Source organism: Mycobacterium kyogaense (genome assembly GCF_036946525.1).
Classification (GTDB): Bacteria; Actinomycetota; Actinomycetes; order Mycobacteriales; family Mycobacteriaceae; genus Mycobacterium; species Mycobacterium kyogaense_A.
On the sequence record NZ_JAQIIY010000011.1, the window covers coordinates 1 to 13,070 of the forward strand.

Here is a 13,070-nt window from a genome sequence, read left to right on the forward strand (position 1 = left end):
AAACTGTCTCTGCCGGACCGGTTCCTGAGTGATACCGCCGACGACGCACCCGAGACGCGCAGCGAGCGGATGTTCGTCGAGCTGGACCCGGCCGAGCGGCGTGGTCTGAAGTCCGCTATCTCGGCGGTGCGTGCGCGCCGGCGCGCCCGCAAGGCCGCAGTCCTGGAGCGCCGGGAACTCGCCGCCTGATTTTCTGCTGAACAGACACGAACTCGAGCGACCCCCGTCGGCGTCGCTCGAGTTCCTGTCTGTTGGCGGGGTTATCGCGACCCGCTGGGCTTACGGGACGTAGTCGAACGTGTCCGGATTCGGGCCGGTGCGGCCGTCCTCACCCTTGTCCAGCGCCGAGATGGCGTCCAGATCGTCGGGCGTGAGCTCGAAGTCGAACAACGCGAAATTGTCCTTGATGCGCTGCTCGGTCACCGACTTCGGGAACACGATGTCGCCGCGCTGGATGTGCCAGCGCAGCACCACCTGTGCCGGGGTCCTGCCGGCCTGCTCGGCGATGCGGGTGATCACCGGATCGTCGAGCACCTTGCCCTGCGCGATCGGCGACCAGGCCTCGGTCGCGATGTTGTGCTGCGTGCCGTAGGCGCGCACCTCTTCGTTGGTGAAGTAGGGGTGCACCTCGATCTGGTTGACGGCCGGGACGGTGCCCGTCTCAGCTGCCAGCCGCTCGAGATGGTCGACCTGGAAGTTGGAAACGCCGATGCTGCGGGCGCGGCCGTCTTTGGCGAACTCCTCCAACGTCTTCCACGTCGAGACGTAGTCGCCGTCGTAGAGCGTCGGCAGCGGCCAGTGGATCAGGAACAGGTCGACGTGATCGAAGCCGAGTTCCGAGAGCGTCTTGTCGAAAGCGCGGCGGGCGTCGTCGGGCTTGTGGAAGCCGTTGTTCAGCTTGCTGGTGACGAACACCTCGTTGCGGTCCACGCCGGAGTTACGGATGCCTTCGCCGACGCCCTTCTCGTTCTGGTACATCTCCGCGGTGTCGATGTGGCGGTAACCGATGTCCAGGGCCGTCTTCACCGCGTCCGCGGTCTCCTCGGGCTTGATCTGGTAGACGCCGAATCCCAGCTGGGGGATCTCCACGCCGTTGTTGAGCTTGATGGTGGGTACGTGTGTCACAGTCCATTCCTCCTTCGCGGGGCAGCGTGCCCGGTCGACGTGGGCGGCAAACACGGTCGCGGGATCGTCGCCAGGCGGTCAGATTCTGCCCTCGATCGGGCGCGAGCGCGCGCTCAGTGCACGCAGATGTGGGCGCGTCGGCGTGCAGACACGCGCGCTCGCCGAGGGACGGTCACCCGAGCACGGCGAGGAGGCGACGGGCTGCCGCCACCCGGTCGGCCGCCGCACCCGACAGCCCGTCCAGCGCGCACTCGGGGTCCGCCGGCGGCCCCATGTGCCCGCAGCCGCGGGGGCAGTCCTCGATGGCATCGGCCAGATCCGAGAACGCCATCACCACGTCGTCGGGCGCGATGTGCGCCAGGCCGAACGACCGGATGCCCGGCGTATCGATCACCCACCCGCCTGCGGCCAGCGGCAACGCCACCGACTGCGTGGACGTGTGCCGGCCGCGGCCGATGTCGGTGACCGCGCCGGTGGCCCGATCCGCTTCGGGCACAAGGCGATTCACCAACGTCGACTTGCCCACCCCGGAGTGACCCAGCAGCACCGTGACCTTGTCGGCCAACAACGTCTGCACGACCTCCAGCGGATCTGCGCGCCCCGCCGTCGCGATCGTCAGGTCCAGCCCGGCGAACTGCGCGGCGAACGGCTCCGGTGCGGCCAGGTCCGTCTTGGTCAGGCACAGGATCGGGGTCAGGCCGCCGACGTAGGCCGCGATCAGCGCGCGCTCGACGAGCCCCGTGCGCGGCGGCGGATCAGCCAGCGCCACCACGATCAGCAGCTGGTCGGCGTTGGCGACCACCACCCGCTCCGTCGGGTCCGTGTCGTCGGCCGTGCGGCGCAGCACCGTTCGGCGCTCCGCCCGGCGCACGATGCGCGCGAGCGTGTCGGTCCGACCCGACAGGTCACCGACGATGTCGACGTCGTCGCCGACGACGATCGACGTCCGGCCGAGCTCGCGCGCCCGCATCGCGGTCACGCGCTGGTCGGGGTCGCCGTCGAGCACACAGCCCCATCGGCCCCGGTCGACGGTGACGACCATGCCCGACCGGGCGTCGGCGTGGTCGGGGCGGGTCTTGGTCCGCGGCCGCGAGCCGCGCCCGGGCCGTACCCGGACGTCGGACTCGTCGTACTCGCGTCGACTCAAAGGCTGGCCATCTCAAAGACCGGCCATCTCAAAGACCGGCCATCTCAAAGACCGGCCGTGGAGTCGGTCTGCCCGGCCAGCATGTCGGCCCACAGTTGCGGAAAGTCCGGCAGCGTCTTGGCGGTGGTACCGATGTTCTCCACCTCGATGCCGGGCACCCGCAGCCCGACGATCGCGCCTGCGGTCGCCATCCTGTGGTCGGCATAGGAGTGCCACACGCCGCCGTGCATGACCTGCGCGGTGATCGTCAACCCGTCCTCGGTCTCCTCGCACTGGCCGCCGATGCGGTTGATCTCAGTGCTCAATGCCGCCAGCCGATCCGTCTCGTGGCCGCGCAGATGCGCGATACCCCGCAGACGGCTCACCGATCCGGGAGTGGCCAGCGCAGCCATCGCCGCCACCGACGGGGCCAACTCGCCGACGGCGCGCAGGTCGACGTCGACGCCGTCGTACGTGGCGGTGCCCTGCACCTCGAGATAGGAGTCGCCGCGGCGGACGACGGCGCCGAACCCCTTCAGCAGCGACAGGATCGCCTGAGCCGGTTGGACGCTGACATCGGGCCAGCCCGTGACCCGGACGCTGCCGCCGCTGACGATCGCCGCCGCCAGGAACGGCACCGAATTCGACAGGTCCGGCTCGATCGCCCAGTCGTGGGCCGCGATGGGCCCCGGCGCCACCCGCCAGCGGTTCGGGGTCGTGTCGTCGACGGTGACGCCGGCCTCGCGCAGCATCGCGACGGTCATCGCGATGTGCGGAGCGGACGGCACCTCCGCGCCGGTGTGCACGATCTCCAACCCCTCGTCGAAGGCGGCACCCGAAAGCAGCAGCCCGGAGACGAACTGCGACGAGCCCGACGCGTCGATCTCGACGGTGCCCCCGCGCACGGCTCCGTTGCCGCTCACCTCGAACGGAAGACCGTCGCCGTCGACGCCGACACCCAGCCCGCGCAATCCGTCGAGTAGCGGTGCGATCGGCCGGGCGCGCGCCTGCTCGTCGCCGTCGAACGTCACCGATTGCGAGCTCAGCGCCGCAACCGGCGGGAGGAACCGCAACACGGTTCCGGCCAGTCCGCAGTCGATACGGGTGCCCGGCTCCGGTGTCAGCCCGCCGCTGATGGTCAACGAGGTGTCGTCGGTGGCCGAGGAGTCGACCTGCAGTCCGAGCGCCTGCAGCGCGGCGATCATCAGGTCGGTGTCGCGGCTGCGCAACGCCCCGGACACACCCGATGAGCCGCCGCCGGCAGCGGCGAGGGCGGCCAGCACCAGCGCGCGATTGGTCTGCGACTTGGAGCCGGGCACCGTCACGGTGGCGTGGACAGGGGTCGACGTCGACGGGGCCGGCCAGGTGCTCACAGGTCCATTCTGGCGTGTCGTGGGTTTCTGCCACCATGGGGATCATGTGCGGGCGATTCGCGGTGACCACCGATCCGGCGCTGCTGGCCGAGAAGATCAAGGCGATCGACGAGGCCACCTCCCAGGCGAAGGACCGGCCCACCGCCAATTACAACGTGGCTCCGACGACGACCGTCGCGACCGTCGTCAAGCGGCACACCGACCCCGATGACGAGTCGACGCGCCGCGTGCGGCTGATGCGCTGGGGCCTGGTGCCGCCGTGGGTCAAGGCCACCGACGCCGGTGCCCCGGAAACCAAGGGCCCGCTGCTGATCAACGCCCGCTCCGACAAGATTACGACGTCCCCGGCGTTCCGGAGCTCCGTGAAAGCCAAGCGGTGCCTGGTGCCGATGGATGGCTGGTACGAATGGCAGGGCCAGAAGGGCGCCAAGACACCGTTTTTCATGCACGCGTCTGATGGTGAGCCGTTGTTCATGGCGGGACTGTGGTCGACGTGGCGGCCGAAGGATGCGCCGAAGGACGCGCCTCCGCTGCTGAGCTGCACGATCATCACCACCGATGCGGCCGGCCCGCTGGCCGAGATCCACGACCGCATGCCGCTGACCATCAGCGCCGGCGACTGGGACCACTGGCTCGACCCGGACGCCCCGATCGACGAGGGGCTGCTGCGTGGCCACGGCGACCTGGATCGCATCGAGATCCGGGAGGTGTCGCGACTGGTCAACAGCGTGCGCAACAACGGACCGGAGCTGATCGAGCCCGTCGAACCGCAGGCCGAGCAGGGCACCTTGCTGTGAGCCTGCCGCTGACTGATCCGGCGGTCGTCGACGCCCTGGCCGCCGATCTGGTGGCCGCGCAGTACACCACCGACGGGGTGGGGGAACTCCTCGGCGCCGACGCCGGCGGTGCGTTCAGCCGGGGGCTGTGGTGGTCGGCGCTGCGCGCCACCGAGAGAGCCCCTGCCGCCGGCCAACCGTTGGCCACGCTCGTGCGCCTGTTCCTGCTCGGCGCCGACGAGCCCCGCGACCGCATCGCGCAGGCGTTCCCCCGCACGGGTGTCGACGCCTTGATCGCCGCCGGCGTCGTGGAGCCCGCGGGGGCGGACGGCGTCACGGCCGTCCTCGACATCCGGCCCCACGGCGACGAGGTGCACGACTTCCTCGTCGTCTCGGACCAGGACGCGGCGCTGCGCCCCGGCCCGGTTCGCCACGACCACGTTCTCGGCATCGGTGGTGCGTCGATCTCGTTGGCGCATGCGGTGATTCGCTCGCGCGCCGGCCGGGCCCTGGACGTCGGCACCGGCTGCGGCATCCAGGCGCTGCACCTGGCGGCACACTGCGACGAGATCGTGGCCACCGACACCAACGACCGCGCGCTGGCGCTGGCGGCCGCGACGGCCCGGCTCAACGGCATGTCGTGGGATCTACGGGCCGGCAGCCTGTTCGAACCGGTCGCGGGGGAGAGGTTCGACCTGATCGTGTCCAACCCGCCGTTCGTGGTCGGCGTGGGAGACCTCGACTACATCTACCGCGATTCCGGAATGGTCGGAGACGCGCTGTGCGAGAGTATGATTCGCGAGGTCGGTGAGCATCTCGAGCCGGGCGGCACCGCGCAGATCATGGCGAACTGGATCGTGCGCGACGGCCATGACTGGCGCGACCGCGTGCGGGGGTGGCTCGACGGCAGCGGACTACACGCGTGGGTGGTGCAACGCGAGTTCGCCGACCCGATCAGCTACGTCTCGCTGTGGACCTCCGACGCCGGGGAACTGCCCGAGGACGCAGCGAGGCGTGGCGGGCGGTGGCTGGACTGGTTCGACGCCGAAGGGATCGCCGGGGTCGGCATGGGCATGATCGTGGTGCGCGCTCGACGCCGCGGCGAGAACCGGACGCCCGAGCAGATCTTCGAAGAGATCACCGGCGCCGACGAGCAGCTGACGGGTCCCGAGGTGGAGGCGTTCTTCGCCCGCCGCGAATACCTGCACAGCACCGGGGACGACCAGCTGCTCGCCACCCGCCTGACCACCGCACCCGTCGTCCTCGAGGAGCACTCGCTGCCCGGCCCGGACGGGTGGACGACCGTCGGCGCCGCGGTGCGTCGCCCCGGCGGGCCAGGTGCGGTCATCGGCGTCGACGAGGTGTCGCGCGCCCTGCTCGCGGGATGTCGAGGTGAGGTGCCGCTCGGCATGCTGATCGACCTGCTCGCCGCCCACCACGGTGTCGACGCCGACGCGCTGGCCGCCGCCGCGATGCCCGTCGTGCGGGAAGCGATCGGCCGCGGCGTCCTCTACGAGGCGCGGTAGGTGGCGGTCACCACGACGTAGGGGGAGGTGACCGTGACGGCGCCCGAGGGTCCGGTGTGCTGCTGCAGGGTCGCGGCGAATGCGTCGGCGAGATCCTTGCCCGCGGTGCCGGCGCGCTCGAACGTCGCGACGTGCATGGGTGACCCGGTCCGCAGCCACTGCAGCGCCTGAGCGACCGACTCGAACTCCCACCGATGGTCGCCGTGGTCGAAGGCGACGCCGTCGAACTGCGCCAGCCGCTGCGCGACGATGCGTTCGTCGCCCCACTGGTCGGGGGTGAAGGGCGCCGGCGCGGGCGGGCCGAGCACCTCGACGATCGGATCGAACAGCGGGTTGCCCCCGCGTCGCACCCACGCCGAAAATGCCAGCACGCCACCGGGTTTGAGCAGTCGTGCGACCTCGGCGATCTGCCGTTGCGGGTCGACGAAGATGATGCCCATGTTGGACACCGCGACGTCGAATGACGACGGCGGCAACCCGGTGTCGGCGGCGTCGCCAATACTCCACGCGATGTGGGGCGCACGCTGCGCGGCCAGGTCGATCAGCTCCGGGGTGACGTCGACGCCGGTGACGTGCGCTCCCGCTGCGGCGGCGGCGCGCGCAGCACTGCCGGTGCCGCACGCGAGATCCACCACCGTGGCCTTCTCGAGCGGACGCCGGCGTGCGGCCGCATCGACCACGCGAGAAGCGATGTGCGCAATACGGTCACCGACAGCGTCGTAACGTCCGCCGGCCCAGATCGACGAGGTCATGCCGATCAGCGTGCCACGATGGGGCTCATGAGTGGGTTCGCCGTCGATTCGGCCGCCCGACGCGCGTCGCCTGACCGCGAAAGTGTGCTCCCGGTAGCGCCACAAGGCGTTTGGCTACAGAGAGCGCACTTTCGCGGCGAAATTCCTCAGGGGTGGGTGTAGCCGGGCGGGTTCGCCGAGTCGACCCAGAAGTCCACGCCCAGTTCCGAGCCCGGGATGCAGTCGTACACCGAGAGATCGGTGACGCCCGACTCCAGCAGGACGTCCTCGCAGAGCAGCGTGTTGCCGGTGTAGCTCGACGGCTTGGTCAGGATCGCGTACGCCGCGTCGGAGTACACCTCGGGCTTGCGGGACCGCGCCATGGCCTCGTCCCCGCCGAGGAGGTTCTGCACCGCGGCGGTGGCCACCATCGTGCGCGGCCACAGCGTGTTCGACGCGATCCCCGCCTCCCGCATCTCTTCGGCAATGCCCAACGCGCACAACGTCATTCCGAACTTCGCCATCATGTAGGGCGTCGGCTTGAGCCACTGGGACTCCAGCAGCACCGGCGGGGACAGCGTCAGGATGTGCGGGTTCTCCCGGCCCTTCATGTGCGGGATGCACGCTTGGGACACCGCGTAGGTGCCGCGCACCTGGATGCCGTTCATCAGATCGAACCGCTTGAGCGGCACGTCCTCGATCGAGCCGAGATTGATCGCCGAGGCGTTGTTGACGCAGATGTCGATCCCGCCGAACTGCTCGACCGCGGCCGCCACCGCCGCCGCCACCGAATCCCCGTCGCGCACGTCGCCGACGATCGGCAACGCCTGCCCGCCGACCTCTTCGATCTCCTTGGCCGCGGTGTAGATGGTGCCCGGCAGCTTCGGATGCGGCTCCGCGGTCTTGGCGACCAGCGCGATGTTGGCGCCGTCGGAGGCGACGCGTTTGGCGATCGCCAGCCCGATACCGCGGCTCGCTCCGGAGATGAACATCGTTTTTCCCGCAAGTGACATGGGCTTCACCCTAGAGCGCGGTGATCTCGGCAGTGACCGCGTTGGTCAGTCGGACCAGATCCTGCGGAGCGAGTGCGACGTCGAGGCCTCGCTTGCCTGCGCTGCACAGCACCCGATCCCAGCGCAGCGCCGAGGAGTCCACCACCGTCGGCAGCGGTCTGCGCTGCCCCAGCGGGGAGATCCCGCCCAGCACGTACCCGGTGGAACGTTGCGCCGCGGCCGGCTCCGCCATCGTCGCTTTCGCAGCTCCCAGCGCCATCGCGGCCGCCTTCAGCGACAGTTTCGACGGCACGGGCAGCACTGCGACGCCCAACCCCTTCGGCAGCGCCACGACCAGCGTCTTGAAGATCTGCTCGGCGACCAGGCCGTCACCCGCCAGCTGTTCGACGGCCTCGTCGCCGAACGCCTCGCTGCGGGGATCGTGGTGGTAGGCCAGCACCGTGTGCGGCACGCCTGCCGCCACCAGGGCTGCGATCGCCGGGGTCGCTGCGCGGGCCACGGGGACAGGGTACGGCGAGCCGCGCGGGAACAGCTGTGGCGCCGCTGCTGTTGTCTCGATCAGCTGCGCAGGTTGCGGCTACGGAGAAAGTCGTCAGTCATGACCTCTAGGATCGACAGGAGGGGATAGATGGTGCCAACGTTGGCCGTAGAGGCCCCGTTGCGTCTGGTGCGTCTGCCGGATCGCCTCGATGGTGCCGCAACAGAAGGGACGGTGTTCCTGAGAATGACTGACACCGACGGGTCGGCTGCCGAAGCCACCCTGGATCCAGAGGTAACGCCCGCCGCCGAAGAAACCGACGCCGAGCTGACCGCCCGCTTCGAGCGGGATGCCATTCCGCTGCTCGATCAGCTCTACGGCGGCGCATTGCGCATGACACGCAACCCCGCCGATGCGGAGGACCTGCTGCAGGAAACGATGGTCAAGGCCTACGCCGGGTTCCGCTCCTTCCGGGCGGGCACCAATCTCAAGGCCTGGCTCTACCGCATCCTGACCAACACCTACATCAACAGCTACCGCAAGAAGCAGCGCCAGCCGGCGGAGTATCCGACCGAGGAGATCACCGACTGGCAACTTGCGGCCAACGCCGAACACACGTCGACGGGGCTGCGGTCCGCCGAGGTGGAGGCGCTGGAGATGCTGCCCGACAGTGAGATCAAAGAAGCCCTGCAGGCGCTGCCCGAAGATTTTCGGATGGCTGTCTACTACGCCGATGTGGAGGGCTTCCCCTACAAGGAGATCGCCGAGATCATGGATACGCCGATAGGGACGGTGATGTCGCGGCTGCACCGCGGCAGGCGCCAATTGCGCGAGTTGCTGGCCGACGTGGCCCGCGACCGCGGCTTCATCCGGGACCAGCAGGCCGAGGCAACCCAGGAGGTCACGTCATGAGCGGCACGCAGGGCGGATCCGATGAGGAACGCTGGAGCCCGCCGATCGGTCCGGTCGACCCCGAGCATCCTGAATGCGCCGCGGTGATCGCCGAGGTGTGGACGCTGCTCGACGGTGAGTGCACTGTCGAGACCCGCGACCGGCTGCGTCATCACCTGGAAGAGTGCCCCACCTGCCTGCGGCACTACGGCGTCGAGGAACGCGTCAAGAACCTCATCGCCACCAAGTGCAGCGGTGAGCGCGCTCCCGAGAGCCTGCGGCAGCGGCTGCGCATCCAGATCAGCCAGACCACGATCATCCGCGGGGGCTGACCCCGCCACCCCCAGCAACGACCCCCAAAAAATGACGAACCGCCCGGCTTCGAGGAGAAGTCCGGGCGGTTCGTCGTTGCTCAGGCGGTCAGCGCACTGACTTCGACCCGCAGTTGGGTCGCTTGCCGTGGTTGGCCTTGCTGTGCTTCCGATCGCGCTTCTTGCGGCCCCGCTTGGCCATCATCCACCTCCGAATTGCTCAACTGATTGCAGCCATTGTCTCACGGGCCAGTTGGTGCTCTGTCCACAGCAGGGTGTGGTTCGATAGACCGGACAAAAGACGCCGGTGGATGAGTGGGGTTGAAGATGGCCGAGGACGTTCGCGCGGAAATCGTGGCCAGTGTGCTCGAGGTCGTGGTCAGCGAGGGCGATCAGATCGGCGAAGGCGACACACTGGTGCTGCTCGAGTCGATGAAGATGGAGATCCCGGTGCTCGCCGAGGTCGCCGGCACCGTCAGCAAGGTCAGTGTTTCGGTCGGTGACGTGATCCAGGCCGGCGATCTCATCGCCGTCATCAGTTAGCCCGCGGCAGGTTCATGTCCACTCTCGGTGACCTGCTCGCCGAGCACACGGTCCTGCCCGGCAACGCCGTCGATCACCTGCACGCCGTCGTCGGCGAATGGCAGTTGCTGGCCGACCTGTCGTTCGCCGACTTCCTGATGTGGGTGCGCCGCGACGACGACCGCGTCGTATGCGTCGCTCAGGTCCGCCCCAACACCGCGCCGACCGTGTTGCTCGCCGACGCCGTCGGCACCGTCGCCAAGACCGCCACGGTGCCGATCATCGCGACAGCGTTCGATTCCGGCGCCATCGGACGGTCCACGATCGACGGCACCGAGTCCGCGCCCGGTCTGAACGTCGAAGCGGTCCCCGTCCGTCACGGCTCCCACGTCGTCGCCGTGCTGACCCATCAGACGTCGCTGGCGCCCCGGCAGGCGAGCCCTCTCGAGGCCGCCTACGTCGACTGTGCGGCGGACCTCCTGCTCATGCTGTCGGAAGGCACCTTCCCCAACGTCGGCGACCTTGCGATGTCGCGGTCGAGTCCGCGCGTCGGTGACGGCTTCATCCGGCTCGACAAGGCCGGGGACGTCACTTTCGCCAGTCCGAATGCCATCTCGGCGTACCACCGGATGGGGCTGACGGCCGAACTCGAGGGGCACAACCTCGTCGCCGTGACCCGGCCGCTGATCTCCGATCCGTTCGAGGCGCAGGAGCTGGCCAACCACATACGGGACTCACTCGGCGGCGGCTCCAGCATGCGGATGGAGGTCGACGCCGGCGGGGCGGCGGTCCTGCTGCGCACGCTGCCGCTGCTGGCCCACGGTGCCGCGGTGGGTGCGGCGGTGCTGATCCGGGACGTCACCGAGGTCAAACGCCGCGACCGGGCGCTGCTGTCGAAAGACGCCACGATCCGCGAGATCCATCACCGGGTGAAGAACAACCTGCAGACCGTGGCTGCGCTGCTGCGGTTGCAGGCGCGACGCACCACCAACCCGGAGGGCCGGGAGGCGCTCATCGAATCGGTGCGCCGCGTCTCGTCGATCGCTCTGGTGCACGACGCGCTGTCCATGTCGGTCGACGAAGAGGTGAACCTGGACCAGGTCATCGACCGGATCCTGCCGATCATGAACGACGTCGCCACCGTGGATTCGCCGATCCGCATCAACAGGGAAGGCGACCTGGGCGTCCTGGACGCCGACCGCGCGACCGCGCTGATCATGGTGATCACCGAACTGGTGCAGAACGCCATCGAGCACGCCTTCGACAGCACCACCGCGACGGGCTGCGTGACGATTCGGTCGGAGCGGTCGGCGCGCTGGCTCGATGTGGTCGTCCATGACGACGGCCGGGGGCTGCCCGCAGGTTTCAGCCTGGAGAAGTCCGACCGCCTGGGCTTACAGATCGTGCGGACCCTGGTGTCTGCCGAGCTCGACGGATCACTGGGGATGCACGACGTGCCCGACGGAGGAACCGATGTCGTGCTGCGGGTGCCGATCGGCCGCCGGGCCCGCACGAGTCAATTCTGAGCAATTGCAGCTGTCAGGTTGTGGCTGAGACTGCCATTCTCTGTGTTCGCATTACGGATAGCTGGCGTGTAATTCAGTTCACACAGCGACGGCCCCGACTTTCGTCGGGGCCGTCGGCAGAAGTTCGCGTCGGTGGCTAGACGCCGGTGCGAGCCTTGGTGCGAGCGTTGCGGCGCTTGAGGGCGCGGCGCTCGTCCTCGCTCATGCCACCCCAGACGCCGGCGTCCTGGCCGGAGTCCAAAGCCCAGCTCAGGCACTCCGCGGTGACGGGGCACCGGTTGCACACGAGCTTCGCGTCAGCGATCTGGGCGAGGGCCGGGCCGCTGTTTCCCACCGGGAAGAACAGTTCCGGATCCTCGTCGCGACAGACCGCCTTGTGGCGCCAATCCATGAGTTCTACTCCTTATCGTGTGCGCAGCGAAGCGCACGAGCTTTTCCTTCGGCTGTTAACGCAAGCGCTCCAAATGTTTCTGCGCTGTTGCATCCGATGCTTTCACAGGCTGAACAGATGTCAATAGCAGTTCGTTAACACGTGGGCTATCTCACTACAGCGGACCGTTTTCCGACCCTCCACACCGTTGTACTACTCTTAACTCACCTGCGCCCTTGTTCGGGCCTGTGAAGTGTCTCCCAGAATGCTCCGGCGCAGGTCAGAGGCCGTCAAGAGTGGTCAGTCGCCCGCGGCGCCACCACAGCCAGTGCATCCGGAACCGCAGTGAACGTCATTTTTTCGCGCGCGCCGATGAAATCCCCATCGATCTGACAGGCGACAGGCCCGTCGCTGGTCACCGTCAGACCGGCGAGGTCGTCGTCGCGCACCAGATGCTTGGCCGTCAGCCGGGGTTTACGGGACAGCATCTGCCGGACCAGGCGCAGGTTGGCCCACACGTTCATGCTGGTGGTGGCGAACACGCCGAGCCCGGTGTCGAACGTGGTGTCCGGATTCGTCCAGACCGGGCGGGCGTTGGCGTACGTCCACGGACTGGAGTTGGACACGAACGCGAAGTGCACCCCGCTGATCGGGTCACGGTCGGGCAGGTGCAACGTCAGCGTGGGTTCCTCCCGCGCGCTGGCCAGCACCTCCCGGATCGCCACCCGGATGTAGCGGGCGGCGGTGACCTTGCGGCCCTTCGCGCGCTGTTCCTCGACTGCGGCCACGACGGCGCCGTCGACGCCCATGCCGGCGGTGAACACCGCCCAGCGCTCGCCGCAGTCCATCAGGCCGATGCGCCGCCACCTGCGGGTGCGCCGGTATTCCGAGAGCAGGTCGACGAGTTGGTTGGTGGCCTCGAGCGGGTCGGGGCTGATGCCCAGGGCACGGGCGAACACGTTCGCCGACCCGCCGGGGACGACACCGACGGCGGGGCCGCGGTTGCCGGGCCCCAATTCACCGAGAATCCCGTTGACGACCTCGTTCACCGTGCCGTCGCCACCGTGCACGATCACCACGTCGACGCCGCCGCGGGCCGCTTCCGCGGCGATCTCGATCGCGTGTCCGCGATGGTCGGTGTGCGCGACGGACAACGTGGTCCGGCTCTCCAGCGCGTGGGCCAGGAGGTCGCGGCCCGCCGGCGTCGTCGACGTCGCGTTCGGGTTCACGATCAGCACGGCTCGCACGAGGGCTGAGCCTATCTGGGCTGTGGGGACGCCGAAAAGCCGCTGTGTGACTGGT

The 13,070-nt window shown here is 68.8% G+C and carries 15 protein-coding genes and 1 pseudogene; 7 read left to right on the forward strand and 9 right to left on the reverse strand.

Annotation, left to right across the window (positions count from 1 at the left end; genetic code table 11):
- Window positions 1–189 (forward strand): annotated as a pseudogene (locus tag PGN37_RS09430) (fatty acid desaturase); the annotation flags it as partial.
- A 90-nt stretch (window positions 190–279) separates the two neighbouring features.
- Here the strand turns inward: PGN37_RS09430 and PGN37_RS09435 are convergent.
- From PGN37_RS09435 to aroA, 3 genes are all read right to left on the reverse strand, one after another.
- A complete protein-coding gene (locus tag PGN37_RS09435) occupies window positions 280–1,125 on the reverse strand; it encodes an aldo/keto reductase (RefSeq protein WP_335330773.1) in 846 nt (281 codons plus the stop codon).
- Between the two features lie 172 nt (window positions 1,126–1,297).
- On the reverse strand, window positions 1,298–2,272 hold the full coding sequence (gene rsgA, locus PGN37_RS09440) for a ribosome small subunit-dependent GTPase A (RefSeq protein ID WP_335330774.1): 975 nt from the start codon (window positions 2,270–2,272) through the stop codon (window positions 1,298–1,300).
- 44 nt (window positions 2,273–2,316) lie between these two features.
- Entirely contained in the window at window positions 2,317–3,624 is a 1,308-nt protein-coding gene (gene aroA / locus PGN37_RS09445) for a 3-phosphoshikimate 1-carboxyvinyltransferase (protein WP_335330775.1), read from the reverse strand.
- 44 nt (window positions 3,625–3,668) lie between these two features.
- Between aroA and PGN37_RS09450 the strand changes: the two genes are divergently transcribed.
- On the forward strand, window positions 3,669–4,421 hold the full coding sequence (locus tag PGN37_RS09450) for an SOS response-associated peptidase (RefSeq protein WP_335330776.1): 753 nt from the start codon (window positions 3,669–3,671) through the stop codon (window positions 4,419–4,421).
- Window positions 4,418–5,926, forward strand: coding sequence for a DUF7782 domain-containing protein (locus PGN37_RS09455; protein ID WP_335330777.1), 1,509 nt, complete (start codon window positions 4,418–4,420; stop codon window positions 5,924–5,926). The genes PGN37_RS09450 and PGN37_RS09455 overlap by 4 nt, the downstream gene beginning before the upstream one ends.
- On the opposite strand, the gene PGN37_RS09460 is transcribed toward PGN37_RS09455, so the two are convergent.
- The 3 genes from PGN37_RS09460 to PGN37_RS09470 all read right to left on the reverse strand — a co-directional run bounded on the left by PGN37_RS09460 (window position 5,911) and on the right by PGN37_RS09470 (window position 8,169).
- Window positions 5,911–6,678: a class I SAM-dependent methyltransferase gene (locus PGN37_RS09460; RefSeq protein WP_335330778.1), complete on the reverse strand. Its 768-nt coding sequence runs from the start codon at window positions 6,676–6,678 to the stop codon at window positions 5,911–5,913. The genes PGN37_RS09455 and PGN37_RS09460 overlap by 16 nt on opposite strands.
- A 146-nt stretch (window positions 6,679–6,824) precedes the next feature.
- On the reverse strand, window positions 6,825–7,670 hold the full coding sequence (locus PGN37_RS09465) for an SDR family oxidoreductase (protein ID WP_335330779.1): 846 nt from the start codon (window positions 7,668–7,670) through the stop codon (window positions 6,825–6,827).
- A 10-nt stretch (window positions 7,671–7,680) separates the two neighbouring features.
- A complete protein-coding gene (locus PGN37_RS09470) occupies window positions 7,681–8,169 on the reverse strand; it encodes an aminoacyl-tRNA deacylase (RefSeq protein ID WP_335330780.1) in 489 nt (162 codons plus the stop codon).
- Between the two features lie 225 nt (window positions 8,170–8,394).
- On the opposite strand from PGN37_RS09470, the gene PGN37_RS09475 reads away from it, so the two are divergent.
- Both PGN37_RS09475 and rsrA read left to right on the forward strand, forming a co-directional pair.
- Complete coding sequence (locus tag PGN37_RS09475) at window positions 8,395–9,060, forward strand: sigma-70 family RNA polymerase sigma factor (protein WP_335330781.1); 666 nt, start codon at window positions 8,395–8,397, stop codon at window positions 9,058–9,060.
- Window positions 9,057–9,371, forward strand: coding sequence for a mycothiol system anti-sigma-R factor (rsrA, locus tag PGN37_RS09480; protein WP_335330782.1), 315 nt, complete (start codon window positions 9,057–9,059; stop codon window positions 9,369–9,371). The genes PGN37_RS09475 and rsrA overlap by 4 nt, the downstream gene beginning before the upstream one ends.
- Window positions 9,372–9,459: 88 nt before the next feature.
- On the opposite strand, the gene PGN37_RS27295 is transcribed toward rsrA, so the two are convergent.
- Window positions 9,460–9,552 (reverse strand): 50S ribosomal protein bL37, encoded by a 93-nt coding sequence (locus PGN37_RS27295; protein WP_104863173.1) that lies wholly within the window; start codon window positions 9,550–9,552, stop codon window positions 9,460–9,462.
- A gap of 125 nt (window positions 9,553–9,677) precedes the next feature.
- Between PGN37_RS27295 and PGN37_RS09485 the strand changes: the two genes are divergently transcribed.
- Entirely contained in the window at window positions 9,678–9,893 is a 216-nt protein-coding gene (locus tag PGN37_RS09485) for a biotin/lipoyl-binding carrier protein (RefSeq protein ID WP_043414713.1), read from the forward strand.
- A gap of 14 nt (window positions 9,894–9,907) precedes the next feature.
- Window positions 9,908–11,398, forward strand: a complete 1,491-nt coding sequence (locus PGN37_RS09490) for a sensor histidine kinase (protein ID WP_335330783.1) — start codon at window positions 9,908–9,910, stop codon at window positions 11,396–11,398.
- A gap of 136 nt (window positions 11,399–11,534) precedes the next feature.
- Here PGN37_RS09490 and whiB1 read toward each other — a convergent pair whose 3' ends face one another.
- Entirely contained in the window at window positions 11,535–11,789 is a 255-nt protein-coding gene (whiB1, locus tag PGN37_RS09495; protein ID WP_335330784.1) for a transcriptional regulator WhiB1, read from the reverse strand.
- 269 nt (window positions 11,790–12,058) lie between these two features.
- Entirely contained in the window at window positions 12,059–13,015 is a 957-nt protein-coding gene (locus PGN37_RS09500) for a diacylglycerol/lipid kinase family protein (RefSeq protein ID WP_335330785.1), read from the reverse strand.
- Window positions 13,016–13,070 lie beyond the last annotated feature (55 nt).

Coding starts and splice junctions, on each gene's coding strand:
- PGN37_RS09490 (WP_335330783.1), top strand. CDS start 9,908: ATGTCCACTCTCGGTGACCTGCTCGCCGAGCACACGGTCCTGCCCGGC.
- PGN37_RS09475 (WP_335330781.1), top strand. CDS start 8,395: ATGACTGACACCGACGGGTCGGCTGCCGAAGCCACCCTGGATCCAGAG.
- rsrA (WP_335330782.1), top strand. CDS start 9,057: ATGAGCGGCACGCAGGGCGGATCCGATGAGGAACGCTGGAGCCCGCCG.
- PGN37_RS09450 (WP_335330776.1), top strand. CDS start 3,669: ATGTGCGGGCGATTCGCGGTGACCACCGATCCGGCGCTGCTGGCCGAG.
- PGN37_RS27295 (WP_104863173.1), bottom strand. CDS start 9,552: ATGGCCAAGCGGGGCCGCAAGAAGCGCGATCGGAAGCACAGCAAGGCC.
- PGN37_RS09460 (WP_335330778.1), bottom strand. CDS start 6,678: ATGACCTCGTCGATCTGGGCCGGCGGACGTTACGACGCTGTCGGTGAC.
- PGN37_RS09465 (WP_335330779.1), bottom strand. CDS start 7,670: ATGTCACTTGCGGGAAAAACGATGTTCATCTCCGGAGCGAGCCGCGGT.
- PGN37_RS09485 (WP_043414713.1), top strand. CDS start 9,678: ATGGCCGAGGACGTTCGCGCGGAAATCGTGGCCAGTGTGCTCGAGGTC.
- whiB1 (WP_335330784.1), bottom strand. CDS start 11,789: ATGGATTGGCGCCACAAGGCGGTCTGTCGCGACGAGGATCCGGAACTG.